General features: G+C 70.4%; 26 protein-coding genes. 17 read left to right on the top strand and 9 right to left on the bottom strand.

The features are described 5' to 3' along the window. Positions 1–41: 41 nt before the first annotated feature. Positions 42–392 (top strand): RNA polymerase-binding protein RbpA, encoded by a 351-nt coding sequence (locus tag FFG40_RS12255; RefSeq protein ID WP_027465636.1) that lies wholly within the window; start codon positions 42–44, stop codon positions 390–392. 72 nt (positions 393–464) lie between these two features. Here the strand turns inward: FFG40_RS12255 and FFG40_RS12250 are convergent, their stop codons facing one another. Continuing rightward, positions 465–1670, bottom strand: a complete 1206-nt coding sequence (locus FFG40_RS12250) for an SPFH domain-containing protein (RefSeq protein WP_138803362.1) — start codon at positions 1668–1670, stop codon at positions 465–467. After that, the gene (locus FFG40_RS12245) at positions 1667–2140 is read right to left on the bottom strand and encodes an NfeD family protein (RefSeq protein ID WP_071244706.1); all 474 of its coding nucleotides are present in this window, start codon (positions 2138–2140) and stop codon (positions 1667–1669) included. Before FFG40_RS12245 ends, FFG40_RS12250 begins: the two co-directional genes overlap by 4 nt. A gap of 154 nt (positions 2141–2294) precedes the next feature. On the opposite strand from FFG40_RS12245, the gene FFG40_RS12240 reads away from it, so the two are divergent. The 6 genes from FFG40_RS12240 to FFG40_RS12220 all read left to right on the top strand — a co-directional run bounded on the left by FFG40_RS12240 (position 2295) and on the right by FFG40_RS12220 (position 7427). After that, positions 2295–3056 (top strand): SDR family oxidoreductase, encoded by a 762-nt coding sequence (locus tag FFG40_RS12240; protein ID WP_138803361.1) that lies wholly within the window; start codon positions 2295–2297, stop codon positions 3054–3056. A 10-nt stretch (positions 3057–3066) separates the two neighbouring features. Then, positions 3067–3519: an NUDIX hydrolase gene (locus FFG40_RS12235; RefSeq protein WP_027465632.1), complete on the top strand. Its 453-nt coding sequence runs from the start codon at positions 3067–3069 to the stop codon at positions 3517–3519. Between the two features lie 91 nt (positions 3520–3610). Beyond that, positions 3611–6004, top strand: coding sequence for an excinuclease ABC subunit UvrA (locus FFG40_RS12230; RefSeq protein WP_138803360.1), 2394 nt, complete (start codon positions 3611–3613; stop codon positions 6002–6004). A gap of 123 nt (positions 6005–6127) precedes the next feature. Then, a complete protein-coding gene (locus tag FFG40_RS12225; protein ID WP_138803359.1) occupies positions 6128–6394 on the top strand; it encodes a hypothetical protein in 267 nt (88 codons plus the stop codon). 55 nt (positions 6395–6449) lie between these two features. Further along, positions 6450–6605, top strand: a complete 156-nt coding sequence (locus FFG40_RS17155; RefSeq protein ID WP_185974177.1) for a hypothetical protein — start codon at positions 6450–6452, stop codon at positions 6603–6605. 186 nt (positions 6606–6791) lie between these two features. Continuing rightward, positions 6792–7427 (top strand): copper resistance CopC family protein, encoded by a 636-nt coding sequence (locus tag FFG40_RS12220; RefSeq protein ID WP_138803358.1) that lies wholly within the window; start codon positions 6792–6794, stop codon positions 7425–7427. Between the two features lie 15 nt (positions 7428–7442). Here the strand turns inward: FFG40_RS12220 and FFG40_RS12215 are convergent, their stop codons facing one another. Beyond that, positions 7443–8474 carry an alcohol dehydrogenase catalytic domain-containing protein gene (locus FFG40_RS12215; RefSeq protein ID WP_138803357.1) on the bottom strand — a complete coding sequence of 344 codons (1032 nt, stop codon included), beginning with the start codon at positions 8472–8474 and terminating at the stop codon, positions 7443–7445. Between the two features lie 182 nt (positions 8475–8656). Here FFG40_RS12215 and FFG40_RS12210 point away from each other — a divergent pair, with 182 nt between their 5' ends. After that, entirely contained in the window at positions 8657–9097 is a 441-nt protein-coding gene (locus tag FFG40_RS12210) for a GNAT family N-acetyltransferase (RefSeq protein ID WP_138803356.1), read from the top strand. Positions 9098–9111: 14 nt separating this feature from the next. On the opposite strand, the gene FFG40_RS12205 is transcribed toward FFG40_RS12210, so the two are convergent. Continuing rightward, positions 9112–9792, bottom strand: coding sequence for an SDR family NAD(P)-dependent oxidoreductase (locus FFG40_RS12205; protein WP_138803355.1), 681 nt, complete (start codon positions 9790–9792; stop codon positions 9112–9114). A 102-nt stretch (positions 9793–9894) separates the two neighbouring features. On the opposite strand from FFG40_RS12205, the gene FFG40_RS12200 reads away from it, so the two are divergent. Further along, the gene (locus FFG40_RS12200) at positions 9895–10728 is read left to right on the top strand and encodes a helix-turn-helix domain-containing protein (protein ID WP_185974176.1); all 834 of its coding nucleotides are present in this window, start codon (positions 9895–9897) and stop codon (positions 10726–10728) included. Here FFG40_RS12200 and FFG40_RS12195 read toward each other — a convergent pair. Further along, positions 10715–11935 carry a beta-ketoacyl synthase gene (locus FFG40_RS12195; protein ID WP_138803353.1) on the bottom strand — a complete coding sequence of 407 codons (1221 nt, stop codon included), beginning with the start codon at positions 11933–11935 and terminating at the stop codon, positions 10715–10717. The two genes, FFG40_RS12200 and FFG40_RS12195, sit on opposite strands and share 14 nt — an antisense overlap. 54 nt (positions 11936–11989) lie before the next feature. Here FFG40_RS12195 and FFG40_RS12190 point away from each other — a divergent pair, with 54 nt between their 5' ends. Further along, complete coding sequence (locus tag FFG40_RS12190; RefSeq protein ID WP_138803352.1) at positions 11990–12568, top strand: TetR/AcrR family transcriptional regulator C-terminal domain-containing protein; 579 nt, start codon at positions 11990–11992, stop codon at positions 12566–12568. 62 nt (positions 12569–12630) lie between these two features. Here the strand turns inward: FFG40_RS12190 and dhaM are convergent, their stop codons facing one another. The 3 genes from dhaM to dhaK all read right to left on the bottom strand — a co-directional run bounded on the left by dhaM (position 12631) and on the right by dhaK (position 15131). Beyond that, positions 12631–13365 carry a dihydroxyacetone kinase phosphoryl donor subunit DhaM gene (gene dhaM, locus FFG40_RS12185; RefSeq protein ID WP_138803351.1) on the bottom strand — a complete coding sequence of 245 codons (735 nt, stop codon included), beginning with the start codon at positions 13363–13365 and terminating at the stop codon, positions 12631–12633. Then, positions 13362–13988: a dihydroxyacetone kinase subunit DhaL gene (dhaL, locus tag FFG40_RS12180; protein WP_138803350.1), complete on the bottom strand. Its 627-nt coding sequence runs from the start codon at positions 13986–13988 to the stop codon at positions 13362–13364. The genes dhaM and dhaL overlap by 4 nt, the downstream gene beginning before the upstream one ends. 141 nt (positions 13989–14129) lie before the next feature. Further along, positions 14130–15131 (bottom strand): dihydroxyacetone kinase subunit DhaK, encoded by a 1002-nt coding sequence (dhaK, locus tag FFG40_RS12175; RefSeq protein WP_138803349.1) that lies wholly within the window; start codon positions 15129–15131, stop codon positions 14130–14132. A gap of 315 nt (positions 15132–15446) precedes the next feature. Here dhaK and FFG40_RS12170 point away from each other — a divergent pair, with 315 nt between their 5' ends. After that, positions 15447–16172, top strand: a complete 726-nt coding sequence (locus tag FFG40_RS12170; RefSeq protein WP_138803348.1) for an MIP/aquaporin family protein — start codon at positions 15447–15449, stop codon at positions 16170–16172. Between the two features lie 79 nt (positions 16173–16251). Beyond that, on the top strand, positions 16252–17763 hold the full coding sequence (gene glpK / locus FFG40_RS12165) for a glycerol kinase GlpK (RefSeq protein ID WP_017887334.1): 1512 nt from the start codon (positions 16252–16254) through the stop codon (positions 17761–17763). A 521-nt stretch (positions 17764–18284) separates the two neighbouring features. Here the strand turns inward: glpK and trpD are convergent. Further along, positions 18285–19340, bottom strand: a complete 1056-nt coding sequence (trpD, locus tag FFG40_RS12160; protein ID WP_138803347.1) for an anthranilate phosphoribosyltransferase — start codon at positions 19338–19340, stop codon at positions 18285–18287. Between the two features lie 70 nt (positions 19341–19410). On the opposite strand from trpD, the gene FFG40_RS12155 reads away from it, so the two are divergent. From FFG40_RS12155 to FFG40_RS12135, 5 genes are all read left to right on the top strand, one after another. Further along, positions 19411–20049, top strand: coding sequence for a heme-copper oxidase subunit III (locus FFG40_RS12155; protein WP_027465617.1), 639 nt, complete (start codon positions 19411–19413; stop codon positions 20047–20049). A gap of 21 nt (positions 20050–20070) precedes the next feature. Then, complete coding sequence (locus tag FFG40_RS12150) at positions 20071–20880, top strand: cytochrome c (RefSeq protein WP_138803346.1); 810 nt, start codon at positions 20071–20073, stop codon at positions 20878–20880. A 33-nt stretch (positions 20881–20913) separates the two neighbouring features. Further along, on the top strand, positions 20914–21978 hold the full coding sequence (locus FFG40_RS12145) for a ubiquinol-cytochrome c reductase iron-sulfur subunit (RefSeq protein WP_027465615.1): 1065 nt from the start codon (positions 20914–20916) through the stop codon (positions 21976–21978). Then, complete coding sequence (locus FFG40_RS12140; RefSeq protein WP_071403835.1) at positions 21978–23666, top strand: ubiquinol-cytochrome c reductase cytochrome b subunit; 1689 nt, start codon at positions 21978–21980, stop codon at positions 23664–23666. Before FFG40_RS12145 ends, FFG40_RS12140 begins: the two co-directional genes overlap by 1 nt. Positions 23667–23831: 165 nt before the next feature. Then, positions 23832–24791 carry a phosphodiesterase gene (locus FFG40_RS12135; RefSeq protein WP_111031720.1) on the top strand — a complete coding sequence of 320 codons (960 nt, stop codon included), beginning with the start codon at positions 23832–23834 and terminating at the stop codon, positions 24789–24791. Positions 24792–25146: the final 355 nt, after the last annotated feature.

Raw genomic sequence — 25146 nt, 5'->3', positions numbered from 1 at the left:
GACAGTGTTGTGGAGGGCAGACGAGCGAGAGGAGCACACACATGGCTGATCGGAGTCTCCGCGGCATGCGGCTCGGGAGTCAGAGTCTCCAGAGCGAAGAGGGCGTCGAGCTCTCGGATCGCAAGCGTGCGGTCTACCAGACGGATTCGGGTGAGACGTTCGACATCGTCTTCTCCGCTGACGCGGACGTCCCCCAGACGTGGTCCGAGCCCCGCTCCGGCCGTGAGGGCCGGCTGCTCGGTGACGACGGGATCCCCGTCGAGGTCGCCGAAGAGGACGTGAAGGCACCCCGCACCCACTGGGACATGCTGCTCGAGCGCCGCTCGCGCGAGGAACTCGAGGAGCTCCTCGAAGAGCGCCTGCAGGTCCTCCGCGCACGACGCGGCGCCTGACCCCACCGAACACACGACGACGCCCGCCCCGGTTCCCCGGGGCGGGCGTCGTCGTTCGTTCGTGCCGAAGCGTCAGCGCCGGCCGGAACCGTCGCTGGTCCGGTGACCGGAGGCGTCGTCGCCCGGCGTGGGCGGAGTGTCCTCGACCTGCTCGGCGGTCGCGTCGTCGGCGGCCGCCAGGTGTGCGTCGACACTGCGGTTCGACTCGGCCAGGCGCGCGTCGAGGTCGGACTCGGGGACGATGTCCGCCGCGGTGGCATCCGCGCGCGGCATCGTGGTGTCCGCGGCTGCGGTGTTCGCCAGGCTCTCGTTCGCGAGCTTCGAGATGCGGGACAGGAAGTCCGTCCCGCCGGCAGCGCCGCCGACCGGACCGGCACCACCGCCACCGCGGCTGGCACTGAAGCCCTTCGCGATCCCGGACAGGGCCTCGGTGAACTCGCTCGGGATCATCCAGAGCTTGTTCGACGTGCCCTCGGCGATCTTCGGCAGGGTCTGCAGGTACTGGTAGGAGAGCAGCTTCTCGTCCGGGTCACCGGTGTGGATGGCCTCGAACACGGTCGCGATGGCCTGGGCTTCACCCTCGGCACGGAGCACCTGTGCCTTGGCGTCACCCTCGGCGGCCAGGATCGCTGCCTGCCGCTGCCCCTCGGCCTCGAGGATCTGGGACTGCTTGGTGCCCTCGGCCTGCAGGATCGCGGCACGACGGCTGCGCTCGGCACGGAGCTGCTGTTCCATGGCGTCCTGGATGGACACGGGCGGCTCGATCGCCTTGAGCTCGACTCGGCCGACACGGATGCCCCACTTGCCCGTCGCCTCGTCGAGGACGACGCGGAGCTGGCCGTTGATGTTGTCGCGGCTGGTCAGCGCCTCTTCGAGGTTCAGGCCACCGACGACGTTGCGGAGCGTGGTGGTGGTGAGCTGCTCGACGGCGCCGAGGTAGTTCGCGATCTCGTACGTCGCGGCACGGGCGTCGGTCACCTGGAAGTAGACGACGGTGTCGATCGAGACCACCAGGTTGTCCTCGGTGATCACGGGCTGCGGCGGGAACGAGACGACCTGCTCACGCATGTCGAGCAGCGGCCGCAGGCGGTCGATGAACGGCACCAGGAGGTTCAGGCCCGGGTTGAGGGTCTTGTGGTACTTGCCGAGTCGCTCGACGATCCCCGCGGTGGCCTGGGGAACGATCCGGATCGCCTTCGCCAGGACGACGATCACGAAGATGACGACGACGAGGATGAGCACGAGCAGTGCGATCGTCCCCGGGGAGATGCTGGTCACGAGGTGGCCCTTTCTGCGAGGCGCACGACCGCGGTCGACCCCTCGATCGACTCGACGACCACGGGGGTCCCGAGTGGCGGTGTGCGGTCGACGGAGTCCGCGGCGAACCGCGCACTCCAGGTCTCGCCGTTGGCCAGGCGCACCTGACCAGGACTGGAGGAGGTGAAGGCGACCGCGACCGTGCCGGCGAGCCCGATGAGCCCCTCGACGTTGGTGCGGTGCGGGTCGGCACCACGGCCGAGCGCCACGAGCAGGCGCGGCCGGACGAGCGACAGCAGCACGAGGGCGGCGACCGCGGCGACGATGGCGGACAGCCACCACGGGGCGCCGAGCAACGCGGCGATCAACCCGCCGGCGGCACCCGCCGCGAGCATGATGAAGATGAAGTCGAGGGTGAAGATCTCGACCACGCCCAGGAGCAACACCAGGCCGATCCAGACGGTGCTCTGGATCCAATCGATTCCGTTCACGCGATCTCCCTCCCTCGGTCGCGCGCGGCGGCTCGCTGCGTCGCGACAGCCGGTACAACTCCGTTCAACATATCAGGGCCGTCCGACGGCCGTGCAGGCGATTGGTAGGCTCGGTGCGCCCGACCGGCCGGAACCAGACCTGGAGAACACGACTGTGAGCAACCCCCTCGCCCCCGGATCCCTCACCGACAAGCGCGCCGTCGTCACCGGTTCGTCCCGTGGCATCGGCGCTGACACCGTCGGGTACCTCGCCGAGGCCGGTGCGAAGGTCGTCGTGAACTACCGCAACAAGGCCAAGCGCGCGGAGCAGATCGCCGAGAAGATCGTCGAGGCGGGCGGTTCCGCCCTGGCCGTCGGCGCCGACCTCACCGAGCACGCCTCCGTGCAGGCGCTCGTCGACACCGTCGTCCAGGAGTGGGGCGGCATCGACCTGCTCGTGCTGAACGCCTCCGGCGGCATGGAGTCCGGCGTCGGCGATGACTACGCGCTCCGCCTGAACCGCGACGCGCAGGTCGACATGCTGCAGACCGCCGTGCCGCACATGCCCGCCGGGTCCCGCGTGGTGTTCGTCACGAGCCACCAGGCCCACTTCGTCGAGACCGCCGAGACGATGGACGAGTACGTCCCGGTCGCCAAGAGCAAGCGCGCCGGAGAACTCGCCCTCCGTGAGCTCATCCCGCAGCTCGAGGCCGCCGGCATCGAGTTCGTCGTCGTCTCCGGCGACATGATCGAGGGCACGATCACCGCGACGCTGCTGAACCGTCTGAACCCCGGCGCGATCGAGGGTCGTCGGCAGGAGGTCGGCAAGCTCTACAGCGTGTCCGAGTTCGCGGCCGAGATCGCCCTGGCCGCCGTCGAGCCGATCCCCGCCGACCACACCAAGCTGGTCGGCGACGTCAGCGGCTTCGTCGGCTAACGTCGGGCGGGTGACCGCCAAGTCCGGCCTGCGCCGCACCTCCCGCATCCTGCTGCTCGACCCCGAGGGCCGCGTGTTCCTGATGGACACGAAGTCGCCCTCGTCGGACGGTGCTCACCGCTGGATCACGCCGGGTGGCGGGGTCGACCCGGGGGAGTCCCACCGCGACGCCGCGATCCGCGAGCTGCGCGAGGAGACCGGGATCGTCATCGACGAACCCGGCGAGCCGGTGTGGTCCTGGGACTTCACCGTCGAGTGGGACCTCGCCGACCACGACCGCGGGCACGCCGAGTTCTACGTCGTCCGCACGCCCGGCTTCGAGCTGTCCGACGCAGAGTGGACCGACGACGAGCGCGTCGACATCCTCGCCTCGCGGTGGTGGACCGCCGACGAACTCGACGCGACCGACGAGGAGTTCGAACCCGCCGAGCTGCCGGACCTGGTGCGCCGTCACGGTGCCTGAGCACCGCACCACGGCCTGAGGGCCGACCCAGGACCGGACAGGAGGCCCGTGGCGGCCCCGCCACGGGCCTCCCGTCGGTACGCTGACGCGCATGCACACCGATCCGGTCGACGACGACCCCACCGGCGCCGACGCGCACCCTGCCGACCGGCACGACCGGATCCGGGTGCGCGGTGCCCGCGCGAACAACCTGCGCGACGTCGACGTGGACCTGCCGAAACGGCGGCTCACCGTGTTCACCGGCGTCTCCGGCTCGGGCAAGAGCTCGCTCGTGTTCGGCACCGTCGCCGCCGAGTCGCAGCGGATGATCAACGAGACCTACAGCGCGTTCGTGCAGGGGTTCATGCCCTCGCTCGCGCGTCCGGACGTCGACCTGCTCGACGGCCTGACCACCGCGATCGTCGTCGACCAGGAGCGCATCGGTGCCGACCCGCGCTCCACCGTCGGCACCGCGACGGACGCGAACGCGATGCTGCGCGTGCTGTTCAGCCGACTCGGTCGACCGCACATCGGGGGGCCGAACGCGTTCTCGTTCAACCTCGCCACCGTGACGGCCGGGGGAGCGATCACGGTGCAGAAGGGTGCGGACGCGAAGGCCCAGAAGGTCTCGTTCACCCGGCTCGGCGGGATGTGCGCCGACTGCGAGGGTCGGGGGCTGGTCAACGACATCGACCTGACACAGCTCTTCGACGACACGAAGTCGCTCGGAGACGGCGCGCTCACGATCCCCGGGTACGGGACCGACGGGTGGAACGTGCGGCTGTACGCCGAGTCGGGCTACTTCGACCGGGACACCCCGATCCGTGACTTCACCGAGCAGGAGCGGCAGGACTTCCTGTACCGCGAGCCGACGAAGCAGAAGATCGCCGGCATCAACATGACCTACGAGGGACTCGTGCACCGGGTCCGGCGCTCGTTCCTGCAGAAGGACCGCGAGGCGATGCAGCCGCACATCCGGGCCTTCGTCGACCGTGCGGTGACCTTCACGACGTGTCCGGCCTGCGACGGCACCCGGTTGAACGACACCGCCCGATCGTCGAAGATCGCGGACCGCAGCATCGCCGACGTCTGCGCGATGCAGATCACCGATGCCGTCACCTGGCTTCGGAGGCTCGACGACCCGGGGGCCGGGCCGTTGCTCGAGGCGCTCCGCGACCTGCTCGAGTCCTTCGTCGAGATCGGACTCGGCTACCTGTCGCTCGACCGTCCGACCGGCACGCTGTCCGGGGGAGAGGGGCAGCGCGTGAAGATGGTGAAGCACCTCGGCTCCTCGCTCAGTGACGTCACCTACGTCTTCGACGAGCCGAGCACGGGGCTGCACCCGCACGACATCGAGCGGATGAACGAACTGCTCGTCCGGTTGCGCGACAAGGGCAACACCGTGCTCGTCGTCGAGCACAAGCCCGAGGTGATCGCGATCGCCGACCACGTCGTCGACCTCGGACCCGGTGCCGGATCCGGCGGTGGCACGCTCTGCTACCAGGGGCCCGTCGACGGGCTGCGTGCCAGCGGCACCGTGACCGGTCGGCACCTGGACGACCGCGTCACCGTGAAGTCCGCGGTGCGTCGTCCGGACGGGGCGATCGCGATCCGCGGTGCCTCGGCCCACAACCTGCACGACGTCGACGTCGACGTCCCCACGGGGGTGCTCACCGTCGTCACGGGGGTCGCCGGCTCGGGCAAGAGCACGCTCATCCACGGGTCGCTGGCCCGGCGCGACGACGTGGTCGCCATCGACCAGAGCGGGATCCGTGGCTCACGGCGGAGCAACCCGGCGACGTACACGGGCCTGCTCGAGCCGATCCGGAAGGCCTTCGCGAAGGCCAACGGCGTGAAGCCCGCACTGTTCAGCGCCAACTCCGAGGGCGCTTGCCCGGCGTGCAACGGTGCCGGTGTCGTGTACACCGACCTCGGCATGATGGCGGGCGTCGCGAGTCCCTGCGTCGAGTGCGACGGCAAGCGGTTCGACCAGTCCGTGCTCGGGTACCACCTGGGCGGGAAGGACATCAGCGAGGTGCTCGGCATGTCCGTCGCCGACGCGCTGGCGTTCTTCGCGGCGGGGGAGCCCGCACTGCCGGCGGCCCACACGATCCTCGCCCGGCTCGCCGACGTGGGGCTCGGGTACCTGACGATCGGGCAGCCGCTCACCACGTTGTCCGGGGGAGAGCGGCAGCGGCTCAAGCTCGCGACGCACCTCGGCGACCGCGGCGGCGTCGTGGTGCTCGACGAGCCGACCACCGGCCTGCACCTGGCCGACGTCGACCAGCTGCTCGGCCTGCTCGACCGGCTCGTCGACGCCGGTCGGACGGTCGTCGTGATCGAGCACCACCAGGCGGTGATGGCGCACGCCGACTGGATCATCGACCTCGGGCCGGGTGCCGGTCACGACGGCGGGCGGATCGTGTTCGAGGGGACGCCCGCCGAGCTCGTGGCGGCACGCTCGACCTTGACCGGCCAGCACCTGGCGGCGTACGTCGGAGCCTGAGCCGGGGGACAGGCTCAGGGGGCGAAGCTGGGCACCAGCCGTGTGCGAGGACTATTCTTCTGACCGACGCTCACGATCGGCTACCCGGCCTGGATCAGCGTCCTGACCAGAAGGAGCTCCACCATGTCCAACCCCGGCAACGCGCCCGCGCAGTCGAACACCTTCGCCGTCGTCTCCCTGGTGCTCGGCATCGTCGGGACCGTCGGTGGCATCTTCCTCGCGATCATCGGTGTGGTCGCGGGCATCGTCGGTCTGGTGCTCGGCATCCTCGCGCGGAAGCGCGGCGGCAGCCGGGGGATGATCCTCGCGGGCATCATCCTGTCGGTCGTCGCGATCGTCGTCGGCATCATCGGCTACATCGTCACCGCGGCCTTCCTGACCCAGGCGTGAGTCAGAGCCCGCCGAACTCGCAGCTGTTCAGGAACGCGGGCGTACCGTCCGGCGCATGAGCTACAGCCAGCCTGACCCAGCCGAAGAGACCACCCAGAGCGAGTCGCCGGAGCAGCCCGACACCGACCAGGACACCCTGGAGGAACAGGGCGGCGAGCCGGCGGCGCTCGAGATCGACGCCGACGACGTCCCGACGAAGCCCGTCGACTGACGCCGTCGTCACCCAGTGAGCAGAAAAGGTCGAGTCCGGAGAACGGACTCGACCTTTTCTGCTCACTCAGCGTTTTCCGCGGACTTCCGCCTGTGCGCCGATAATGCATATTATGTCAACTCGGAGGTTACGAGTGAACTCGCTCGGCTGACGGCACGCTCGACATCGCTTCCCTAGCGTGGACGTGTGCACGATCACCGAGATGCCCAACGCCGCTCACGGACCGCGACGCGCCGGGTCCTGTTCGCCGTCGCCCTGTCCGCGTTCCTCGTGCTGATCGGCACGACACCCGCATCGGCGCACGCGGCACTGACCTCGAGTGATCCCGCGGACGGCGTCACGGTGAGCACCGACCTTGAGCGAGTCACGCTCACGTTCAACGAGGCGCCGCTGGCCGGGCTCGAAGCCGGTCTGCGCGTCGAGGTCCGCGACGACGGCGGCACCGACGAGTCCTCCGGAGCGGTGACCGTCGAGGGCACCTCGATGTCGAAGGCGGTGTCGCTCTCCCCCGGCCCGCACACCGTCGTCTGGCGCTCCGTCTCCCCCGACGGCCATCCCATCGAGGGGCAGCTCGCGTTCACGGTGGAAGCGGCCGCATCGCAGTCCGTTCCCGCGCCCACGACCAGCCCGACGGCCGCGACCACGCCGTCCTCGGATCCCACCGCAGCGGCAGCCGCATCGAGCACGGGCGACGGTACGCACGCGCACGGGCACGGCGGCCAGACGCTCCTGTTCGGGGTCGTCGGGATCCTCGCGGTGCTGGTCATCGGCGCGGTCGTGCTGCGCATCCGCCGAGGCGCGGACGCGCGGACCGAGGGCTGACGCGAACGCCGAGCCTCAGAACACCGCGACGGTCATGCCCGACGACGTCGCGGGTCGGTCCATCGCGACGAGCGCCTCGGGCAGGTCGTCGAAGTCGATGGTGCGGCCGATCGTCTGCTCCGGACGCAGCCGCCCGGCCACGACGGCGTCGAGCATCGCGCCGTACTCCCCGACCGCTGCGCCGTGGCTGCCGAGCAGTTCGAGTTCGTCGGCGATGACCCGGCCCATCGGGATCGCCGGAGCGGCTTCGTCGTCGAGGAGCAGCCCGACCTGCACGTGCCGGCCGCGCGGACGCAGGGACGCCACGGCGGCGACGGAGGTGGCACGGCTGCCGTAGGCGTCGAGCGAGAGGTGCGCCCCGCCACCCGTACGGGACCGGACCGTCGTGACGGCATCGGAGTCCATCAGCACGGTGTCGGCGCCCAGGGCGGCGGCGCGCTCGAGTGCGGCCGTGGAGACGTCGACGGCGACGACGTGTGCTCCGGCGGCCACGGCGACCATGACCGCGGAGAGCCCGACTCCGCCGCAGCCGTACACCGCGACCCACTCCCCTGCTACGACGCGTCCCCGGGCGTGCAGAGCGTGGAACGCGGTGCCGAACCGGCAGCCGAGCGCCGCCGCCACCGCGAAGTCCACGGCGTCCGGCAGCGCGACGAGGTTGAGGTCGGCGTGCGGGACGACCAGGGCGTCCGCGTACGAGCCCTGCAGGTCGAACCCGGGCTGCTGCTGGGCGGTGCACACCTGGGTGGCACCGTCGAGGCATTCCGCGCAGGTCCCGCAGGCGAACACGAACGGGGCCGTGACCCGGTCGCCCACGGCGAAGCGCTGGACGCCCGCCCCGATCGCCGCGACGACACCGGCGAACTCGTGGCCGGGCACGTGCGGCAGCCGGATGGAGTCGTCGTGCCCCTTCCACGCGTGCCAGTCGCTGCGGCAGACACCGGTGGCAGCCACCCGGACGACGACGCCGTGCTCGGGCGCGACCGGTTCCGGCAGGTCGACGATCGAGGGGACGGAACCGAACTGGGCGTACTGGACGGCGCGCATGCGGCCATCCTGACAGACGCCGGACGCCGGACCAGCGCGACCAACCGCCCGACGCGACCCGCGCGTCGGGGTCCCCTCGGGCCTCCAGGCCGACGGGCACCCGGCCACCCGACCACGCGAGCGGTCCACCCCGACCCGATCGGCCGTTGCGCCGCAGGCGCGTCCGCCGGTTGACTCGTCACGTGACCGATCTGCGCTTCTCCGCCGACCCTGCCGACCTCGACGTCGACCGCGTGCACCGCTGGCTGAGCGAGGAGTCGTACTGGGCCCGCGGGCGTGACCGGGCGACGCAGGAGGCGATCATCGCCGGCTCCCGGAACTTCGGCGTCTACGACGCGACGACCGGCGCGCAGCTCGGCTACGCGCGGGTGATCACCGACGGCGTGACGTTCGGGTGGCTCGCCGATGTGTTCGTGGACCCCGACGCCCGCGGCCGCGGTGTCGGGGTCGCACTCGTGCGCGGCGTCACCGAGGCGGTCGACCCGCTCGGCCTGAAGCGCTTCGCCCTGTTCACCGCGGATGCCCACGGGCTGTACGAGCGGTTCGGGTTCCGCCCGCTGCCCGACCCGGACGGCTGGATGATGCGCCCCGGGCCGGGGTTCGGTGCCGACGTGCACGACTGACGGAGCGCTGCCCCTCAGTACTCGATGCGGCCCTCGCGGTTGTGGAACTCCCCCGTCGGCCCGTCGGTGCCGATCGTCGCGAGCATGACCGTGGCGTCGGTGCCCTCGGTGATCGTCTGGTGTCCGCCGAACCCGTTGAACTCCGTCGCGGTGTAGCCCGGGTCGCTCGCGTTCACCCGGAACCCGGGCAGGTTCTTCGCGTACTGCACGGTCAACGCGATCACGGCCGCCTTCGACGCCGCGTACGGCACCGCCGGCACCCCGTACTCGTCGTGCCCCGGCGTCGTCAGCCAGCGCGGGAACCCCACCCCCGACGAGACGTTCACGATGACGGGTGCTGCCGAGCGTCGCAGCAGGGGCAGCGCGGCCTGGGTCACCCGGACGATGCCGGTGACGTTGGTGTCGAGCACGGTCGCCATCGCGCTCGCGTCGAGGTCGTCGACCCCGAACGAGGTGCCGAGGATCCCGGCGTTGTTCACGAGGACGTCGAGCTCGGGGATCGTCGCGATCGCCGCGTCGATGCTGGCCTGGTCGGTGACGTCCAGGCGCACGACGTGGGCGCCGAGTGCGCGGGCGTCGTCGCCGCCGGCCGGGTCGCGCATGCCGGCGTGGACGGTGTGGCCGGCCTCGATCAGTCGGCGTGCGGTCTCGAGTCCGAGGCTGCGGTTGGCCCCGGTGATCAGTGTCGTTGTCATGTGCCCAGCCTGCCCCCGCCGGCCCGGCTCCCCCAGGCACGGTGCGACGGTGGGACCGGCAGTACCAGGACGGACAGGAGGCGCGGGGCGATGATGGTGGACATGAGCGAGTTCGCGAACGTGTTGCGTTCCTGGCGTGACCGGGTACGTCCCGAGGCGGTCGGCCTGCCGACCGGCCCCGGCAGACGGACCCCGGGCCTCCGCCGCGAGGAGCTCGCCGCGCTGGCGGGCGTGAGCGTCGACTACGTCGTCCGCCTCGAGCAGGGCCGGGCGACGAACCCGTCGCCGCAGCTGCTCGCGGCCCTCGCGACGGTGCTCAGGCTGTCGTCCGAGGAGCGGGACCACCTGTGCCGGGTGGCCGGCGTCGCCCCGCCGTCGCGTCAGGTGGTGCCGCGGCACATCACGCCCGGCGTGCAGCGGCTGGTCGACCGGCTCGGCGACGTGCCACTCGCGGTGTTCACGGCGACCCACGACATCGTGCTCTGGAACGAGCTGTGGGCCGCGGTGAACGCCGACCCCTCGCGGTACGTCGGGCTCGATCGCAACCTGGTCTGGCGGCACTTCATGCGGGAGCGCGACGGGGTGGACTGGGACGACGAGCACCAGGAGGAGTTCTCGAGCGACCTCGCCGCCGACCTGCGGCAGGCCTACGGGCGCTACCCGGCGGACCGTGACCTGGCGGACCTGGTCGAACGGCTGCTGCGGGAGTCCCCCGAGTTCGCCCGCCGCTGGGAGACCGGCCGGATCGCCGAGCACCGTGCGAGCCGCAAGGTCGTGCACACGCCCGTCGGGCCGGTGGAGATCGACTGCGACGTGCTGAGCGTCCCCGGCGGTGACCTGCGGATCGTCGTCTACACGGTCGTCCCGGGTTCCGAGGACGCCGCGAAGCTCGACCTGCTCCGGGTCACCGGGCTGCAGGAGCTCACGCCGCGGTGAACACCAGCGACGCGTTCTGACCGCCGAACCCGAACGAGTTGTCCAACGCTGCACGGAGCGGAGCCGTCCGGGCGCTGCCGGAGACGACGTCGAGGTCCACCGCCGGGTCGAGCCGGTCGAGGTTCAGGGTCGGCGGCACGGTCCCGGTCTCGAGCGCCCGCAGGGTCAGGATCGCCTCGACCGCGCCGGCAGCGCCGAACATGTGCCCGATGGCGCTCTTCGGAGCGGTGACCAGCGCTCCGGTCCCCACCGCACGGCTGATGGCGGCTGCCTCGCCGACGTCGCCGACCGGCGTACCCGTTGCGTGCGCGTTCACGTGGTCGACGTCCGCACCGGTGAGGCCCGCCATCCGGATTGCGGCGCCCATGGCCCGCTCCTGCTCGCTGCCGTCCGCCAGCGGTGCGGTGATGTGGTGCGCGTCCGAGGTGATCCCCCACCCGGCGAGCGTGCCGTGCGACCGCTGCCCTCGGGCGGCGGCGTGGTCTGCTCGCTCGAGCACGACGATGCCCGCGCCCTCGCCGAGGACGAAGCCGCGGCGGTCGGCGTCGAACGGCCGGGACAGGGTCGTCGGGTCGTCGCCGTCGGGCTTCGCGAGGGCCTGCGACTGGGCGAACGACGCCATCGTCACCGGGGTGACGGCGGCCTCGGTCCCGCCGGTGATGACGACGTCGGCCTCACCGGTGGCGATGAGTCGCGCGGCGGTGGCGATGGCCTCGGCCCCCGAGGCGCAGGCCGACACCGTCGTGTAGGCGCCGCCCCGCGCCCCGTACGCGATGCTGATCTGCGCGGCGGCACCGTTCGCCATGAGCATCGGCACCGTGCGCGGTGAGACCCGCCGGGCACCGGACGCACCGAGCACGTCGTGGGCGTCGAGGAGCGTCTCCACTCCCCCGATCCCGGTGCCGATCACCACGGCGAGGCGGTCGCCCTCCACCGCGGGGGCACCGGCGTCGGCCCAGGCCTCGTCCGCGGCGACGAGTGCCAGCTGCTGGCTGCGGTCGAGACGGTTCGCACGGACCCGCCCGAGCGCACCCTCGGCGTCGAGTGCGGCATCGGCCCCGACCCGGATCGGCACCTGTTCCCAGAGCGCTCCGTCGCGGTGCAGGGCGCGGACGCCGGAGCGACCGGCGACCAGGGCGTCCCAGAGCGGCGCGACGCCGTGGCCGAAGGGTGAGACCGCGCCGTAGCCGGTGATGACGATGTCCAAGGGAACTCCTCTTGTACGTTGAACAAGTGGAGTTGTACCACGTACAATTCCGACATGGCAACCACGGTGGAGGGCTCCGGCACGGCTCGCGGCGCGGCGACACGGGCGAAGATCCTCGCCGCGACGGCCGGACTGCTCAGCGCGGGCGCTCGGAGCGTCACCGTCAGCGAGGTCGCCCGGGCCGCGGGTGTCTACCCGAACCAGATCACGCACCACTACGGCTCGAAGGACCGCCTGGTGCTCGACGCCGCGTTCGCGCTGTTCCTCCGCGACACCACGCGACTGCAGGCGGCCGGCCGTCGCGCGCGCTCGCCGGAGTCGTTCCGACAGGTCCTCGCCCGCACCGCCCTCGCGATGCCGTCGACCCCGCTCGTGGTCCGCGCGCTCGGGGCAGCCGGGGACGACCCGGCGCAGCGTGAGCGCGTGCGGCTGCTGCTCGCCGTGCTGTTCCGGCAGTCCGAGCGCTACCTGGAGCGCGTCGTCGGCGACCAGGGCTGGACGAGCCCCAGCGGTGTCGCCCGGGACGCCCGCACGTTCTGGAGTGCCGTGTTCGGTGCCACCCTGCTCGCGGACGCCGGGGTCACCGGCGGCCCCTCGGACCTCGACCTGGCGGGGACGATCTCGATCCGTTGACCGGGACGGGCACCGCCGCCGGGGGCTCCCCCGGCGGCGGGGTCACTCGCCCGGCGGCGGTGTCACTCGCCGAAGCCGGAACGGACCAGTTCCACCAGGGCGTCGACTGCGGCCTGCGCGTCCCGCCCGGTCGCGTCGATCGACACCGTCGCACCCTTCGGCAGCGCCAGGGCCATGATCGCCAGCAGGCTCTTCGCGTCAACGTCGTTGACGTGCACGCTCGCGTCGTACTTCGCCGCCGTCTTCACGAACTCCGCGGCGGGCCGGGCGTGCAGCCCGGTCTCGTTGACCAGCTCGACCGACGCGCTGACGCGGTCCGTGCCGGCCGCGTCGTCGACGGGGGCAGCCCCGTCGGCCGGCCCCGTGCCTCCAGGCTGGTCACCGGACGGACGGGAGGCGCTGCTCGCGTCCGCCTCGGAACCCGCGGCCGATGCCGCGGCAGCCAGGACCGCGTCGGCGTCACCGCCCGTCTGGGCGGCGACCGCTGCCGCCACCGTGCCCTCGACCAACGGGGCCTGCGACACGTGGACGCGGGCTCGGACGTCGTCGTCCAGGAAGTCGAGCGCGGTGTCGGTCGTCAGGTAGGCGGAGCCGAGGTCGCACAGGACCACGACGGCATCCGCCTGGGCGAGTTCCTCGATGCCGGCGGTGATCGCCTCGAACGACGTGCCGATGCCGCCGTCGTCCGTGCCGCCCGCGGCGACGAGCGGCACGTCCGCAGCCATCTGCCGTGCCAGCTCGACGGTGCCCGTCGCGATCGCCGCGCTGTGCGAGACGACCAGGATGCCGACGGTCACGCTGCGTCCACCGCTGCGCGCAGGATGTACGCGGTCGACTGCGCACCGGGGTCGCGGTAGCCGATCGCGCGGTCGCCGAGGTAGCTCGCGCGGCCCTTGTGGGCGACGAGCGGCTCGGTGTCCGCCGCACCCTGCGCGGCGGCGTCGGCTGCTGCGGTGAGCACGGCCTTCGGGTCGTCGCCGGCACCGGCAGCCGCTGCTGCGGCGTCGACCGCGGGGCTCCACGCGTCGACCATCGTCTTGTCGCCGACCGCGGCCTTGCCGCGCGAGACGACCCCGTCGCGGGCGGCGGTGAGGACGGCGACGAGGGTGTCCGCGTCGAGTTCGGCCGCGTCACCTGCAGCCTGCGCCGCCTTCAGGTAGGCGGTGCCGAAGAGCGGGCCGGCCGCTCCGCCCACGGTCGAGATGAGCTTCGTCGCGACGGTCTTGAGCACGGCACCCGGGGTGTCGAAGGACCCCGAGTCGACGGCTGCGAGCACGGCCCGGAACCCGCGGTCGAGGTTCTCGCCGTGGTCGCCGTCCCCGATCTCACGGTCGAGCGTGACGAGCTCGGCGCGGTGATCGTCGATCGTCGCGGCGGTGCGACGGACCCAGTCGATGGCCCATGCGGTGTCGAGCGCCAATGCGGTTCCCTTCGTGTGTCCGGCCCGGTGGGCCCGGTGTCGTGGTCCGGTGGTCGAGCGGTCGTGGTCGGTTGCGGTCGCGGTCGCGGTTGCGGTCGCGGTCGCGGTCGCGGTAGCGATCGCGGTTGCAGTCGCGGTTGCTCAGCGTCCCCAGCGCAGGGCCGGGGTCTCCACCGGGGCGTCCCAGAGGACAGTGAGTTCGTCGTCGAGCACCGTGACGGTGAGCGAGAACCCCTGCATCTCGAGGGACGTGACGTAGTCGCCGACCAAACTACGCGTGACCTGGTAGCCGCGGTCGGAGAGGACCTCGGCGGCGCGTCGGTACGCGATGTAGAGCTCGGACAGCGGGGTGCCGCCCATGCCGTTCACCAGGAGCAGCAGCGACGAACCGGCCGGGGCGTCGAGGTCGGTCAGGATCGGCTCGAGCACGCGGTCGACCAGCTCGTCCGCCGGTGCCATCGCGATCCGCTCACGGCCCGGCTCGCCGTGGATGCCGATGCCGAGCTCGACCTCGTCGTCGGCCAGCACGAACGACGGCTCCCCCGCGTGCGGGACGGTGCCCGACGCCAGCGCGAGCCCCATCGACCGCGTGACGTCGTTGACGTGCCGGGCCACGGCGGCGACGGCGTCCAGGTCGTCCCCGCGCTCGGCGGCGGCGCCGGCGCACTTCTCCACCACGACGGTCCCGGCGACACCGCGACGGCCAGCGGTGAACAGGGAGTCCTGCACCGCGACGTCGTCGTCCACCACGACGGACTCGACGCGGACGTCGTCCATCGCCGCGAGCTCGGCCGCCGTCTCGAAGTTGAGCACGTCGCCGGTGTAGTTCTTCACGATGTGCAGCACGCCCGCACCGCCGTCGACGGCCTTCGTCGCGGCGACGATCGGGTCGGGCGTCGGGCTCGTGAACACCGGGCCGGGCACCGCGGCGTCGAGCATGCCGTACCCGACGAAACCGGCGTGCAGCGGTTCGTGGCCGCTGCCACCGCCGCTGACGATCCCGACCTTGCCGGCGACGGGTGCATCAGCGCGGTGCAGGTGGATCGGGTCCTCGACCAGGACGACGTGTCCGGCGTGTGCCCGGGCGAAGCCCCGGACGGTCTCCTCGACCACGGCCTGCGGGTCGTTGATGAGCTTCTTCATGCGGTGCCTCCACGGGTACGGGGTCGAACCGTGGCGGTCACACCGCGCGTCGTCGACCGGAGTGCGCCCAATCTACATCGGCGGCTCGGGCAGCCGTCCGCTCCCGATGCACGTTCGTGCAGTGCGCCGAGGACGCGTCACCGCTCCCGGATCGTGCAGGGGACACCCGTCCTGCACGTTCGTGCACGATGCCGCCCTTCGCTCACGAATTCATCGCCGGGCCGTCAACCGCATCACTATGGTTGGCCTCAATCACTCAACGGGGAGTGCGGCGCAGCACGGCCGGACCCCCACCTCACGCACTGGAGGTCACCGATGGACGACATCGGCGTCAAGTTCCTGTCCGAGCTCGTCGGCACGGCGATGCTCATCATCCTGGGTGGCGGTGTCGTCGCCGCCGTCTCGCTCTCGAAGTCGAAGGGCTTCGGGGCCGGCTTCCTCATGGTCACGATCGGCTGGGGCTTCGCGGTCTTCGCCGGTGTGCTCGTGTCCTACAAGTCCGGCGGACAGCTCAACCCGGCCGTCAGCCTCGCGCAGGCGATCCTCGGCAACATCACCGTGGGCACCATGCTCATCTACTGGCTCGCCCAGATGATCGGTGCCGTCATCGGTGCGGTCATCGTCTGGCTCGCCTACAAGCAGCACTTCGACGAGGAGCCCGACGCAGCCGCCAAGCTCGGCGTCTTCTCGACCGGCCCCGCGATCCGCTCGTACGGCTGGAACCTCGTCACGGAGATCATCGGCACCTTCGTGCTCGTCTTCGTGATCCTCGCGATGACGAACGGCAAGGCACCCGCCGAACTCGGCGCCGTCCCCGTCGCCTTCCTCGTGATCGCGATCGGTGTCAGCCTCGGTGGCCCCACCGGCTACGCCATCAACCCCGCCCGTGACCTCGGCCCGCGCCTCGCGCACGCCTTCCTGCCCATCAAGGGCAAGGGCTCGAGCGACTGGGCCTACGCCTGGGTGCCGGTCGTCGGCCCCCTCGTCGGTGGTGCACTCGCCGCCGTGCTGTCGCTCGCGCTGCTGCCCGTCGTCAACTGACCCACCCCACCCCGAAGGCGTGACCGGTCGTCCCGCACGACCGACCGCGCACCGCACCGAACACCCGTAAGGAGCACCAATGGCCGACTACATCGTCGCCATCGACCAGGGCACGACCTCGACCCGAGCAATCGTGTTCGACCACTCCGGTTCGATCATCTCGACCGGGCAGAAGGAACACGAGCAGATCTTCCCGCGCGCCGGGTGGGTCGAGCACGACCCCGCTGAGATCTGGGACAACACCCGCGAGGTGATCGGTCAGGCACTGTCGCGTGCCGACATCACGCGCCACGACGTCGCAGCCGTCGGCATCACCAACCAGCGCGAGACCGCCGTCGTCTGGGACAAGACCACCGGCAAGCCGATCTACAACGCGATCGTCTGGCAGGACACCCGCACGCAGGCGCTCGTCGACAAGCTCGCCGACGGCGACACCGACAAGTACAAGGCCATCGTCGGCCTGCCGCTCGCGACGTACTTCGCCGGGACCAAGATCATGTGGATCCTCGAGAACGTCGAGGGTGCTCGTGAGAAGGCCGAGGCGGGCGACCTGCTCTTCGGCACCACCGACACCTGGGTCCTCTGGAACCTGACCGGTGGCGTCGACGGCGGCGTCCACAAGACCGACGTCACGAACGCGTCCCGCACGCTGTTCATGGACCTCGAGACGCTGCAGTGGCGCGACGACATCCTCGCCGACTTCGGCGTCCCGAAGTCGATGCTCCCCGAGATCGTCAGCTCCTCCGAGGTCTACGGCCACGTCGAGTCCTCGAGCCTGCTGCGCGAGGTCCCGATCGCCGGCATCCTCGGCGACCAGCAGGCCGCGACCTTCGGTCAGGCCGCGTTCGACCAGGGCGAGTCGAAGAACACCTACGGCACCGGCAACTTCCTGATCTTCAACACCGGTACCGAGATCGTCCGCTCCGAGAACGGCCTGCTCACCACCGTCGGCTACAAGCTCGGCGACCAGGAGACGCACTACGCCCTCGAGGGTTCGATCGCCGTCACGGGCTCGCTCATCCAGTGGCTCCGCGACAACCTCGGCCTGATCGGCAGTGCCCCGGAGGTCGAGGCCCTGGCCAAGACCGTCGAGGACAACGGTGGCGTGTACTTCGTGCCGGCGTTCTCCGGGCTCTTCGCGCCGTACTGGCGTCCGGACGCCCGCGGTGCGATCGTCGGCCTCACCCGCTTCGTCAACAAGGGGCACATCGCGCGTGCCGCTCTCGAGGCGACGGCCCTGCAGACCCGCGAGGTCCTCGACGCGGTCAACGCCGACTCCGGCGTGGACCTGACCGAGCTCAAGGTCGACGGTGGCATGACCGCGAACAGCGAGCTCATGCAGTTCCAGGCCGACATGCTCAACGTGCCGGTCGTCCGGCCGGTCGTCGCGGAGACGACGGCGCTCGGTGCGGCCTACGCCGCCGGTCTCGCGGTCGGCTTCTGGGCCAACCTCGACGAGCTCCGCGCCAACTGGCAGGAGGACAAGCGCTGGGAGCCCCAGCTGGACGCCGCCGAGCGCGAGCGCACGCTCCGCCTGTGGAAGAAGGCCGTCACGAAGACCTTCGACTGGGTCGACGAGGACGTGCAGTAATCAAGCACGCGCACGCTGACCGCGTGCACTGAACGCACCGACGGGAGGCCCGGTGCCGGTTCCTGGAACCGGCACCGGGCCTCCTGTGCGTTGCGTCTCCTGCACGTCGGTCGCGGTCGCGGTCGTCCGGTCGGTCGGGTCGTCGGCCGGCCGGCCGGGTGGTTGCCGGCACGGCACGGCACGGTGCGAGTTTGTTCGGCGGGTGCAGCGGTGGCTGCCTGGTGCGCGCTCGTGGCGCAGCACCGAGCAGCCAGGCTCGCACTGGGTGACGCACAGCGCACGGTGCGGCTTGCGCGGACGCGACACGGGATCGCGGACTGCGCACGGTGCGGACTGGAGGCGCGGGGCGGGCCCGCCACGGGCCTCCCGGCCAGCAGGTGGTTCCCGGCACAGCACGGTGCGGTCTTGTTCGGCGGGTGCAGCGGTGGCTGCCTGGTGCGCGCTCAGGCGCAGCACCGAGCAGCCAGGCTCGCACCGGCTGACGCACAGCGCACCGCGCACCGTGCGCGGGACGGCGTGGACTACGCGGCGGGAGCTGCGCCGACCCAATCAGCCAGTTTGCGCGCACCGGCGCCGGAGTCGATCGCCTCGGCGGCGATGACCAGCTGCTCGCGGAAGCGCTGCAGGATCGGCCGGTCGGACTCGTTCGGGTCCTGCGCCAGGCGGAACGAGACGAGGCCGGCCGCGGCGTTCAGCAGGACGATGTCGCGGACGGGTCCGGTCTCCCCCGCGAGCACCCGGTGGACGACGCCGGCGTTGTGCTCGGGGTCGCCGCCGAGCAGGTCGTCCGTGCGTGCCCGGGCGATGCCGAGGTCCCGCGGGTCGAGGTCGTGCTCGGTCACGCGGCCGCCGGTGACCTCCCAGATGTGACTGTGCCCGGTGGTGGTCAACTCGTCGAGTCCGTCGTCGCCGCGGAACACGAGGGCCGTCGCGCCGCGCGTCTGGAACACGCCCGTGATGATCGGGACGAGCTCGAGCTGGGCGACACCCACGGCGTTCGCCTCGCACCGCGCGGGGTTGACGAGCGGGCCGAGGAAGTTGAACACCGTCGGCACGCCGATCTCGCGCCGGACCGGGCCAGCGTGGGCGAAACCGGGGTGGAACGCGTTGGCGAAGGCGAAGGTCAGCCCGACACGCCGGAAAGTGTCCGCGACACGCGCGGCGTCCATCGTGAGATCGAGTCCGAGGGCGGCGAGCACGTCGCTCGACCCGGACTTCGACGAGCTGGCCTTGTTGCCGTGCTTCACGACGGGGACCCCGGCGGCCGCGATCACGATGGCCGCCATGGTCGAGATGTTCACGGTGCCGACCACGTCGCCGCCGGTCCCGACGATGTCGAGCGCCATCGGGTCGACGTCGAGCGGAACCGCGGCGTCCAGGATCGCGTCGCGGAACCCGACGACCTCGTCGACGGTCTCGCCCTTCGCGCGGAGCGTCACGGCGAAGGCTGCGATCTGTGCCTGGGTGGCGCGCCCGTGCACGATCTCCTCCATGGCCCATGTGGATTGCCTGATCGTCAGGTCCTCGCGCGCCATGAGCGCGCTGATCACCGCTGGCCAAGAAAGTGCGTCAGGCATGGCTCGATCGTAGTGAATTCGAGAGACCCGCCAGTCTCCTGCGAAAACACTGTCGGGGGTTTCGGCCATAATGGAGGACGTGACTAGCACCTCTCTCTCCAGATCAGCCAGCGGTCCGGCCCTCAACAGGCCGAACGCCGTGGCCGTGGGGACGATCGTGTGGCTGGGCAGCGAGGTCATGTTCTTCGCCGGCCTGTTCGCGATCTACTTCACGCTCCGCAGCACGTCCCCTGAGCTCTGGGCGACCGAGACCGCGAAGCTCGAGGTGCCCTTCGCCTCCGTGAACACGATCATCCTGGTGCTGTCCAGCTTCGCCTGCCAGTTCGCCGTGTTCGCTGCGGAGCGCTTCCAGGTGCACCGGACGAGCTGGAACCCGCGCCACTGGGGCATGACGGAGTGGTTCTTCGTCACCTACGCGATGGGTGCGATCTTCGTCTGCGGCCAGATCTTCGAGTACGCCAACCTCTGGCACGAGGGCGTGACGCTCTCCTCCAGCGCCTACGGCTCGGCGTTCTACATGACCACCGGGTTCCACGGGCTCCACGTGACCGGTGGCCTCATCGCCTTCCTGCTGACGCTCGGCCGCGGTTTCGCCGCCAAGAACTTCGGCCACAAGGAAGCGACCACCGCCATCGTCGTGTCGTACTACTGGCACTTCGTCGACGTCGTGTGGATCTTCCTCTTCGCCGTCATCTACCTTCTCAAGTAGGAACTGGACACCCCCCAGCACATGTTCAACAGAACCAAGTCCAAGAAGGGCCGCCGTTCACCGATGGCGACCGTGTCGCTCATCGTCGTGGGTCTCATGACCACCGGTGGCGCGTACGCACTGTTCAGCTCCACGGCGAACGCCGACGACAGCACGAACACCGTCGCCGCCTCGAGCCAGTCGCAGGTGAACGAGGGCGAGAAGCTCTTCGCCTCGAACTGCGCCACCTGCCACGGTCTCTCCGCGCAGGGCACGAGCGAGGGCCCGTCCCTCATCGGTGTCGGTGCCGCGTCGGTCGACTTCCAGGTCGGCACCGGCCGCATGCCGATGGCTGCCCAGGGCCCGCAGGCCGAAGAGAAGCCCGCGCAGTTCACGGACGAGCAGGTCGACGCACTCGCGCAGTACGTCGCCTCCCTCGGCCCCGGCCCGTCGGTCCCGTCCACCGAGCTCACCAACGGTGAGGACGGCGACGCTGCCGAAGGCGCCGAGCTGTTCCGCATCAACTGCGCCATGTGCCACAACGTGGCCGGTGCCGGTGGTGCACTGACCGAGGGCAAGTACGCCCCGAGCCTCGAGACGGTCTCCGGCAAGCACATCTACGAGGCCATGGTCACCGGCCCGCAGAACATGCCGGTCTTCAACGACCTGAACCTGACGCCGGAGCAGAAGGCCGACATCATCACGTACCTCAAGTACGTGCAGGACAACAAGTCCCCCGGTGGCTTCGCACTCGGCTCCCTGGGGCCGGTCGCCGAGGGTCTGTTCATCTGGATCTTCGGGCTCGGCGCGGTCGTCGCGATGACCGTCTGGCTGACCGCGAAGTCCAACTGATCGTCCGTGTCGAACGACACTGAAGGGAACACCATGGCAGAGCACGACGACGAGACGCTGAACTCGTCCTCGGCTGTCGAGAAGCACGGCACGACCACCTCCCCCGGGATCGCGGTCCTCCCCGTCGACCCGTTCGAGAACCCGGGCGAGCCGCCGCACCGCCCGCGTCGCACCGATGTCGACCCGAAGAAGCAGCGGCTGGCCGAGCGCCAGGTCGCCGCCTACTTCTACCTGTCGATCGTCGGCAGCGTCCTGTCGATCGCGGCGTACGTCGCCTTCCCGATCGACCCGAGCGACTTCGGGACGGTCCGCACCGCGAACCTCTTCCTGGGCCTGTCGATCGCCCTCGCGCTCCTCGCCCTCGGCCTCGGTGCCGTCTACTGGTCGAAGTCGCTCGTCGTCGACCGCGAAATCACCGAGCTCCGTCACGGCACCCGCGGCACCGACGCGACCCGCGCCAAGGCGGTCGAGGCGTTCCAGCTCGCCGACAAGGAGTCCGGCTTCAGCCGTCGCAAGCTGATCCGCAACTCGATGATCGGTGCCCTGGCCGCGTTCCCGCTCCCCGGCATCGTCCTGGTCCGTGACCTCGCTCCGGCCGAGGACCCCAACGAGCTGCTCCGCCACACCTTCTGGAAGCAGGGCCTGCGCCTGACGAAGGACCCGACGGGTCTGCCGATCAAGGCCTCCGACGTCACCATCGGTTCGGTGTTCCACGTCATCCCCGAGGGCATGCTCGAGTCCGAGCACATGCTGGAGGAGAAGGCGAAGGCCTCCGTCCTCCTGATGCGTCTGGACCCGAAGGACCTCAACCCGTCCAAGGGTCACGAGAACTGGGGCTACGACGGCATCGTCGCGTACTCCAAGATCTGCACCCACGTCGGTTGCCCCGTCGCGCTCTACGAACAGCAGACGCACCACCTGCTGTGCCCGTGCCACCAGTCCACCTTCGATGTCTCGAACAACTGCGAGGTCATCTTCGGTCCGGCAGCACGCCCCCTCCCCCAACTTCCGATCGCGATCGACGACGACGGCTACCTGGTTGCCCAGAGCGACTTCCACGAGCCGGTCGGACCGTCCTTCTGGGAGCGTGAACGCTGATGACCAGCACCACCACCACCGCACCGAACACGTCGACGAACAAGCCGGCGCCGGAGCGCGGATCCCGCATCATCGGCGGGGTCGCCAACTACATCGACGAGCGCACCAGCATCTCGGGCCTCGTCAAGGAAGTCGGCCGGAAGATCTTCCCGGACCACTGGAGCTTCATGCTCGGCGAGGTGGCGCTGTACAGCTTCGTCGTCGTGCTGCTCTCCGGGACCTTCCTGACGTTCTTCTTCCAGGCGTCCATGACCGAGGTCGTCTACAACGGCTCGTACGTCCCGCTCAAGGGCGTTGCGATGTCGACGGCCCTGCAGTCCACGCTCGACATCTCGTTCGACATCCGCGGCGGGCTCTTCGTCCGCCAGGTCCACCACTGGGCGGCCCTGCTGTTCGTGGCGTCGATCATGCTGCACATGGCCCGCGTGTTCTTCACCGGCGCCTTCCGCAAGCCGCGTGAGCTCAACTGGGTCTTCGGCTTCCTGCTCTGGGTCCTCGCCATGGCCGAGGGCTTCACCGGTTACTCGCTCCCCGACGACCTGCTCTCCGGAAACGGACTGCGGATCATCGTCGGCATGATCGAGGGTGTCCCGGTCATCGGCGTGTGGATCGCCTACCTGCTCTTCGGCGGCGAGTTCCCGGGGACCGACATCGTCGGCCGTCTGTACACGCTGCACATCCTGCTGCTGCCGGCGATCCTCGTCGCGGTGCTCGGTGTCCACCTCGTGCTCGTCGTGATCAACAAGCACACGCAGTTCGCCGGTCCGGGCAAGACCAACGAGAACGTCGTCGGTGTCCCGATCCTCCCGGCGTTCGCCGCGAAGGCCGGCGGGTTCTTCTTCATCGTCGCGGGCATCCTGGCCCTCATCGCGTCGCTGTTCACGATCAACCCGATCTGGAACTACGGCCCGTACGACCCCTCCCCGGTGTCCGCCGGTACCCAGCCCGACTGGTACATCGGCTTCGCCGACGGCGCGCTCCGACTGGTCCCGCCGCACTGGGAGGTCGTGTGGTTCGGCTACACGGTGTCGTTCAACATCCTGGCGCCGATCGCGGTCCTGGTGCTGCTCATCCTGGCGATCCTGCTCTACCCCTTCATCGAGGCGTGGGTCACGGGCGACAAGCGTGAGCACCACATCCTCGACCGCCCGCGCAACGCCCCGACGCGCACGGCGTTCGGTGCCGCTGGCATCACGCTCTACGCCAGCCTCTGGGCGGCGGCTTCGTCGGACATCATCGCGACGCACTTCCTGGTGTCGATCGAACACGTGATCCACGTGATCCAGGCGACGACGGTCCTCGGTCCGTTCATCGCCTTCTGGATCACGAAGCGTGTCTGCCTCGCCCTCCAGAAGAAGGACCGCGAGATCGTCCTGCACGGCTACGAGTCGGGTCGCATCGTCCGACTCCCCCACGGCGAGTACATCGAGGTGCACGAGCAGCTCGACGAGTACGAGCGCTGGAAGCTCCTGCAGTTCAACGAGTACAAGCCGCTGATGATCCGCCCGAACGCCAAGGGCAAGATCACGGGTCTGCAGAAGGTCCGCGCCGGCGTCTCCCGCTTCTTCTTCGAGGACCGCATCGAGCCGGTCTCGAAGGCTGAGCTCGAGGCAGCGCACGCCGCGCACCACGGCCCGAACCTCGAGGGTGGCCACCAGGCTCCCCAGGTCGGCCCCGGCGATCACTGATCAGTAGCACGAAGCAACCCCCGTCACGATGTGGCGGGGGTTTCTTCGTGTGAGGGGCAACACGCCGCCCCCAGTTCACGGCTGGTTCACTCCCGCGTGCTGGACTCGTCCAGGACGGTGTGGCAACGTGTTGCACCACGCATCCGCCAACGGAATGAGACCCCGATGGACAGCCGGACGGCCGAACACCCCAGGCCGAACCACTTCCTCCTCCACCTCAGCGACACGCACCTCGTCTCCGGGGACCGCGACTTGTACGGCGATGTCGACTCCGCCGCTCGGCTCACGCAGATCGTCGCTGACATCGAAGCCTCGGGCACCCGTCCCGAAGCGATCGTCGTCACCGGCGACGTGGCCGACAAGGGCGAGCCGGGCGCGTACGCCCGTGTCCGCGAGATCCTCGAGCCGGCCGCGCAGCGCATCGGCGCGCAGGTCATCTGGGCCATGGGCAACCACGACGAGCGCGGCGCCTTCCGCCAGGAGCTCTTCGGCCTGCAGCCCACCGATCGCCCGGTCGACTTCGTCTACGACGTCAACGGTCTCCGCGTGATCACCCTCGACACGAGCGTGCCGGGTCACCACCACGGCGAGGTCTCCCCCGAGCAGCTCGACTGGCTCGCCGAGGTCCTGTCCGAGGCTGCGCCGCACGGCACCATCCTGGCGATGCACCACCCGCCTGTGCCGAGCGTCCAGGACCTCACCGTCCTCGTCGAGTTGCGCGACCAGCAGGCCCTGGCCGAGGTCGTCGAGGGCAGCGACGTCCTCGCCATCATCGCCGGTCACCTGCACTACTCGACCAGTGCCGTGTTCGCCGGCATCCCGGTGTCCGTCGCCAGTGCCACCTGCTACACCCAGGACCTCACCGAGTACCAGGGCGGCACCCGTGGCCGTGACGGTGCGCAGTCCTTCAACCTGGTGCACGTCTACGGGCACAACGTCGTCCACTCGGTGGTGCCGATCGGGCACTACGCCACCGTCGGACAGCCCGTCTCCGCGCTCGAGACCGAGGCCAAGCTCGCCGCGCACGGCGTGACGATCCCCGCGGCGGTCGAGCCGGCACCGGTCACCTCGAGCATCCCGGTGTTCACGCTCGACTCGGTGCCCGTCTCCCCCGTCCACCGGTAGCGCCGCGCACTTCGCGTGCAGAAGAGGTCGGGTCCGACATGCGGACCCGACCGCTTCTGCTCACCAATGGCGGGCGTGTGCGGTCACGACTCCCCGTCACTCCGCGGCGAGTGGTCACGTTCCGTCCGCCGGAGGCTCGGCAATCAACAGTTCGTGACCGCTCGGCGGGCACACGCGCGGGCGCGTCCCGACGGCGGACCCGACGGCCGGGAGGCCCGTGGCGGGGTCGGCTCGCGCCTCCCGGCCCCCGGGGTGGTCGCGACACACCGCAGGTGCTGCGTCGCGTGGTCGTGTTCCGTTGTTTGCGGGCGGCGCAGCCGACGGGCTGTGACCGCTCGGCGTGTGGACGGCGGGG

The sequence above is a fragment of the Curtobacterium sp. KBS0715 genome, assembly GCF_005938005.2.
Lineage (GTDB): Bacteria > Actinomycetota > Actinomycetes > Actinomycetales > Microbacteriaceae > Curtobacterium > Curtobacterium flaccumfaciens.
The sequence above is the reverse complement of the archived record's forward strand: the minus strand, read 5'-3'. Positions and strand labels throughout refer to the sequence as shown.

Coding starts and splice junctions, on each gene's coding strand:
- FFG40_RS12200 (WP_185974176.1), top strand. CDS start 9,895: ATGAGCGAGTTCGCGAACGTGTTGCGTTCCTGGCGTGACCGGGTACGT.
- FFG40_RS12230 (WP_138803360.1), top strand. CDS start 3,611: ATGCACACCGATCCGGTCGACGACGACCCCACCGGCGCCGACGCGCAC.
- FFG40_RS12255 (WP_027465636.1), top strand. CDS start 42: ATGGCTGATCGGAGTCTCCGCGGCATGCGGCTCGGGAGTCAGAGTCTC.
- FFG40_RS12135 (WP_111031720.1), top strand. CDS start 23,832: ATGGACAGCCGGACGGCCGAACACCCCAGGCCGAACCACTTCCTCCTC.
- FFG40_RS12170 (WP_138803348.1), top strand. CDS start 15,447: ATGGACGACATCGGCGTCAAGTTCCTGTCCGAGCTCGTCGGCACGGCG.
- FFG40_RS12155 (WP_027465617.1), top strand. CDS start 19,411: ATGGAGGACGTGACTAGCACCTCTCTCTCCAGATCAGCCAGCGGTCCG.
- FFG40_RS12145 (WP_027465615.1), top strand. CDS start 20,914: ATGGCAGAGCACGACGACGAGACGCTGAACTCGTCCTCGGCTGTCGAG.
- trpD (WP_138803347.1), bottom strand. CDS start 19,340: ATGCCTGACGCACTTTCTTGGCCAGCGGTGATCAGCGCGCTCATGGCG.
- FFG40_RS17155 (WP_185974177.1), top strand. CDS start 6,450: ATGAGCTACAGCCAGCCTGACCCAGCCGAAGAGACCACCCAGAGCGAG.
- FFG40_RS12225 (WP_138803359.1), top strand. CDS start 6,128: ATGTCCAACCCCGGCAACGCGCCCGCGCAGTCGAACACCTTCGCCGTC.
- glpK (WP_017887334.1), top strand. CDS start 16,252: ATGGCCGACTACATCGTCGCCATCGACCAGGGCACGACCTCGACCCGA.
- dhaK (WP_138803349.1), bottom strand. CDS start 15,131: ATGAAGAAGCTCATCAACGACCCGCAGGCCGTGGTCGAGGAGACCGTC.
- FFG40_RS12205 (WP_138803355.1), bottom strand. CDS start 9,792: ATGACAACGACACTGATCACCGGGGCCAACCGCAGCCTCGGACTCGAG.
- FFG40_RS12190 (WP_138803352.1), top strand. CDS start 11,990: ATGGCAACCACGGTGGAGGGCTCCGGCACGGCTCGCGGCGCGGCGACA.
- FFG40_RS12140 (WP_071403835.1), top strand. CDS start 21,978: ATGACCAGCACCACCACCACCGCACCGAACACGTCGACGAACAAGCCG.
- FFG40_RS12150 (WP_138803346.1), top strand. CDS start 20,071: ATGTTCAACAGAACCAAGTCCAAGAAGGGCCGCCGTTCACCGATGGCG.
- FFG40_RS12215 (WP_138803357.1), bottom strand. CDS start 8,474: ATGCGCGCCGTCCAGTACGCCCAGTTCGGTTCCGTCCCCTCGATCGTC.